The sequence below is a fragment of the Shigella sp. FC1661 genome (assembly GCF_001712525.1).
Lineage (GTDB): Bacteria > Pseudomonadota > Gammaproteobacteria > Enterobacterales > Enterobacteriaceae > Escherichia > Escherichia coli.
Genome location: NZ_MDGW01000194.1, coordinates 1 through 3,941, shown reverse-complemented (window position 1 = coordinate 3,941; position 3,941 = coordinate 1). Strand labels below are relative to the sequence as shown.

Sequence of the window (3,941 nt, the reverse complement as noted above, 5' to 3'; positions counted from 1 at the left end):
GTTCAGGGAGTCTGACATCAAGAGCGCGGTAGCCTTTTTTAATATTTCATTCTCCATTTCAATGCGTTGTAGCTTTTTCCTCAGCTTACGTATTTTGATTTGTTCTGGTGTTATCGGAGAGGCTTTTGGTGTTTTGCCCTGACGCTCATCACGCAGTTGTTTGACCCATCTTGTCATTGTGGAAAGGCCAACATCCATAGCTTTGGCGGCATCTGCCACCGTGTATTTCTGGTCAACAACCAGTTGAGCGGATTCGCGTTTAAACTCTGCGCTAAAATTTCTTTTTTTCATTGGAGCACCTGTGTTGTTCTGAGGTGAGCATATCACCTCTGTTCAGGTGGCCAAATTCAGTGTGCCACTTCATCCCCAGCCGGGAGGTAAATCCTCAACTGAAATAATTTCCGGCTCACTAATAAAGAATCGCCAGTCGCCCATGCCAAGTGAGGGATTTTTACGGAAACGCTTTTTTCTATCTGCCAACAAGTCAGCACGAGAACACTTCGCCTCTATCAGGCATGATGCTGAATTTCTGAATCCCATAGCATCTGGCTGTTCTCCGGTACTGGTTACAGCAACAAAGCGGTCATGAAAGCAAACCTTGAACCCGTTGCGCTTAAGGAACTTGTACGCAATCTGACAGAGTTCGTGGTGTGTTAACGCCATATCACTCTCCTTTGATGCGAATGTCAGCGACGCGTAATGCGTGTTCTAGGTCAATCAGGTAAAGCCAACTGCCATTTTCTTTAGGTATCATGACTTGTCGCTCATATGCATTTATCGGGTGTCCATATCGAAGGTCGTAGCGAGTCGGTAATTGAACTTCCCGCGCTTCCAGTTCAGCAATACGCTTGCACCCATCAGAGATAACTCCCTCGTAATACTCGCGCTGCTCGTTGAGTTTTGATTTTGCTGCTTCAAGCTCAACGCGCAGCTTCCCAACCGTAAGCGCAATATCCTCGTTCTCCTGGTCGCGGCGTTTGATGTATTGCTGGTTTCTTTCCCGTTCATCCAGTAGTGCCAGCACGGTTTCTGGTCCGGTCAGAAATTTGAAGGCATTGAGCGCATCAATATCCACACCGTAATCTTTAAGTTCCTGTTCACTTAACAAATCATCATCAACTGGCAACATTAACAGGCGTTCCATTGCTGGAATTGCACGTTCCGCCACCTCACGCAGTGCCTGGTAATTAATTTCGCTCACTGATTGCCTCCTTTGCGAAGCTGGGCAGCAAAGTCAACTAACCACTCAGTCATTTCAACCTTCCCTACCAGGTCTGAACTAGGGTGCATACAGCAATCACTCTGCGCCGCTTTGAAATCCTTACACTCATATTCTTGGGCCACCAGATTTTTTGCAGCTTCTATAGCAGCATCCACCCCCTGCGCCCGGACTTCAGCCAGGAAAGCATCAGTGGTTGGCGTTTCAGGTATCTGTCTCCTCATCCGTTCTATTGCATGATTGAACCCGAAGTCTTCCGCGAGAGATACGTCATCCATATTGTCATTGTCATCCTCAATATCCCGTGATTCTGGAATTGCAGACTTTATTCCCGCATTCTCCGCTGCCAGCGCCGCGCACTTGGCTTCAAGAGCGGCAACCACTTCCTGATGGTCTTTGTACTTAACGTATGAGCCGGAGATGTCATCACCTTCGGTGTTTAGCCATGCGTCATTGCAATTCACTGCGTAGGTTCTGATGCTGATGCTCTCCCGCCCCTGACAGACGCCAGGCCAGTCAATAAAGTATCCGCAATGCCTACCCTCAGACGTGCGCGCAGGATAAATGCCGTTATGACCCGGCAAAATATATGCTACCCATTCATCTTGCGTTGCCTGTTCCGCCGCCTCGCGCAGTGCCTGATAGTCAATCTTGCTCACTGGCAGCCTCCTTTGCCGGGATTTCTAACTTTTGAGTGGTTGTATCAAATTCAAACAACTTAACCACGTCATCAAACAGGACATAATCACCATCAGGATCTTCAGTCATATCTGCGCCACAATCCTGACCGCACGAGTCGCAACCATCCATATCAAGCTCGTATCGCTTCAGGTTTGCGATATTTGATAAATTCAGCGCCAGTACAGCCAGGTCATAAACCTCTTCGGCAGTGACATCGCTGTTCAGTCCCATTTCATGGCGATATATGATTTTTTCTACTCGTTGTTTTGTGATCGTCATTTTTCTCTTCACTCCGATATACAAGGATTACTACACCCCCTCTGCTGATTGCGCGAGCTGGATCCCCTGGTTCCATGCCGTCAATTCCGAAGGCTTCGGAAAACGCATTCATTGCCTTCTGGCGTTCATCCTGCTTACGGCGTTTATTCCATTTTTTCAGGAACAACAGCGACAGCCACCGTCCGCTGCAGAACACGATGTAAAAATAACCAAGGAGCGCCAGGCCGACATTCAGGGCCGTTTCTATGGTTAGTTGTGAGTCAGTTGCCATTTCTTACCTGTTTAAGTAACTGGTTGAACATAACACTTAGGGGATTGCTGTATCCAAACGGCAGATTGTTTACGCAGTACAGAATCATTTTGTTTTTTTCTCCAGTTCGTACTATTAACCCATTCCACAATAACCGTGATAATTTATTACTGATAGAAGTTGCGCTTCTTCCAAGTGCGAGGGATATATCTTCTCTACTGCAATCTGGATTTTCCTGGATATACTCGATAACGGTCATGTGGTCCCTTTTACTTAATATCTGTTTCGGATTGCATGCCATGAGTATTCATTTCGTTAATAATTTCATCCAGAAGGATTTCAAGCCCTTCTCGACCCATATCTGAAAGAATGAAACCTTTATCAGGGGAAGTAGTGAGCATTTTCTGATAAAGAAACAGCGCTCTTCCCATTCCTTCAGCTTCGCCGTATTTTTGAATTAAATTCCATTCAATATACTGTTGTAAGGCAAATCGAATGGGGCCGGGATATATCGTCATAAACCCATACATCCCGTTATATACCACGGCGTGTTCAGTTGTTCCGTGTTCATTCAGGATATCAATTGTGCCGTTCTTGTCTTCTTCTTCGTTGATGAATGTCGTCACATACAACCATCGCCACTGAGCAACCTTCATCTCAACCGGAAGTTTACCCAGTAATCCTGCTTCGTCGGCTTGCGCCAGACACTGAAGGATACGTAAACCTCGCACATTAGGAGTATCGAATTCTCCGGCATCCAGACGACGTATGGCGTCGTGATAATCAATCGTCATACTGCCAGTTCGTATACCATTGGCTGTTGCTTCAGCCTGGAATTCATCGTATTGCATGATATTTATTCCTCATCTTCATCTTCATCTTCATCTGCTGGTGCAATAACGTCATATCCTGCCTTTTCTGCAATAAACAGGAATGTTGAAAGAGTTCCTACAAGTTCATCGTCATGAACATGGCGAATGAATATTACTTTCCCGTTTTTGATGGTCAGCAATATTCTGGTTTGTTCGTGTTCTGCTGTTTTCTGATGCATTATTATCTCCCGTATGCTTTACGCAGAAATAAGCAGGCAATATGCATGTAATTTTCACCGTATTGTGCAATAAGGCAGGCGGTTAGACTGGCCCCCTGAATCTCCAGACAACCAGTATCACTTAAATAAGTGATAGTCTTAATACTAGTTTTTAGACTAGTCATTGGAGTACAGATGATTGATGTCTTAGGGCCGGAGAAACGCAGACGGCGTACCACACAGGAAAAGATCGCAATTGTTCAGCAGAGCTTTGAACCGGGGATGACGGTCTCCCTCGTTGCCCGGCAACATGGTGTAGCAGCCAGCCAGTTATTTCTCTGGCGTAAGCAATACCAGGAAGGAAGTCTTACTGCTGTGGCCGCCGGAGAACAGGTTGTTCCTGCCTCTGAACTTGCTGCCGCCATGAAGCAGATTAAAGAACTCCAGCGCCTGCTCGGCAAGAAAACGATGGAAAATGAACT

The 3,941-nt window shown here is 46.2% G+C and carries 8 protein-coding genes and 2 pseudogenes; 1 reads left to right on the top strand and 9 read right to left on the bottom strand.

From position 1 onward, the window contains the following. From BFF42_RS12250 to BFF42_RS12210, 9 genes and pseudogenes are all read right to left on the bottom strand, one after another. Window positions 1–291, bottom strand: a pseudogene (locus BFF42_RS12250) (transposase); the annotation flags it as partial. Window positions 292–363: 72 nt separating this feature from the next. Next, window positions 364–663: pseudogene (locus tag BFF42_RS26930) on the bottom strand (hypothetical protein); the annotation flags it as partial. A 1-nt stretch (window position 664) separates the two neighbouring features. Next, window positions 665–1,201, bottom strand: coding sequence for an ead/Ea22-like family protein (locus BFF42_RS12240; RefSeq protein ID WP_039059242.1), 537 nt, complete (start codon window positions 1,199–1,201; stop codon window positions 665–667). Then, window positions 1,198–1,878 (bottom strand): ead/Ea22-like family protein, encoded by a 681-nt coding sequence (locus tag BFF42_RS12235; protein WP_039059243.1) that lies wholly within the window; start codon window positions 1,876–1,878, stop codon window positions 1,198–1,200. The genes BFF42_RS12240 and BFF42_RS12235 overlap by 4 nt, the downstream gene beginning before the upstream one ends. Continuing rightward, window positions 1,865–2,179, bottom strand: coding sequence for a hypothetical protein (locus tag BFF42_RS12230; protein ID WP_001300189.1), 315 nt, complete (start codon window positions 2,177–2,179; stop codon window positions 1,865–1,867). Before BFF42_RS12230 ends, BFF42_RS12235 begins: the two co-directional genes overlap by 14 nt. Continuing rightward, on the bottom strand, window positions 2,133–2,450 hold the full coding sequence (locus BFF42_RS12225) for a DUF4752 family protein (protein ID WP_000179800.1): 318 nt from the start codon (window positions 2,448–2,450) through the stop codon (window positions 2,133–2,135). Before BFF42_RS12225 ends, BFF42_RS12230 begins: the two co-directional genes overlap by 47 nt. After that, window positions 2,440–2,688, bottom strand: coding sequence for a MarR family transcriptional regulator (locus BFF42_RS28295; protein ID WP_039059244.1), 249 nt, complete (start codon window positions 2,686–2,688; stop codon window positions 2,440–2,442). Before BFF42_RS28295 ends, BFF42_RS12225 begins: the two co-directional genes overlap by 11 nt. A gap of 10 nt (window positions 2,689–2,698) precedes the next feature. Continuing rightward, entirely contained in the window at window positions 2,699–3,280 is a 582-nt protein-coding gene (locus BFF42_RS12215) for a hypothetical protein (protein ID WP_001199104.1), read from the bottom strand. Between the two features lie 5 nt (window positions 3,281–3,285). Next, a complete protein-coding gene (locus BFF42_RS12210; RefSeq protein ID WP_000553971.1) occupies window positions 3,286–3,480 on the bottom strand; it encodes a hypothetical protein in 195 nt (64 codons plus the stop codon). A gap of 174 nt (window positions 3,481–3,654) precedes the next feature. Between BFF42_RS12210 and BFF42_RS12205 the strand changes: the two genes are divergently transcribed. Further along, window positions 3,655–3,941 (top strand): transposase (locus tag BFF42_RS12205; protein WP_000567737.1); only part of this gene is annotated, 287 nt, incomplete at its 3' end.

Coding starts and splice junctions, on each gene's coding strand:
- BFF42_RS12230 (WP_001300189.1), bottom strand. CDS start 2,179: ATGACGATCACAAAACAACGAGTAGAAAAAATCATATATCGCCATGAA.
- BFF42_RS12225 (WP_000179800.1), bottom strand. CDS start 2,450: ATGGCAACTGACTCACAACTAACCATAGAAACGGCCCTGAATGTCGGC.
- BFF42_RS28295 (WP_039059244.1), bottom strand. CDS start 2,688: ATGACCGTTATCGAGTATATCCAGGAAAATCCAGATTGCAGTAGAGAA.
- BFF42_RS12215 (WP_001199104.1), bottom strand. CDS start 3,280: ATGCAATACGATGAATTCCAGGCTGAAGCAACAGCCAATGGTATACGA.
- BFF42_RS12210 (WP_000553971.1), bottom strand. CDS start 3,480: ATGCATCAGAAAACAGCAGAACACGAACAAACCAGAATATTGCTGACC.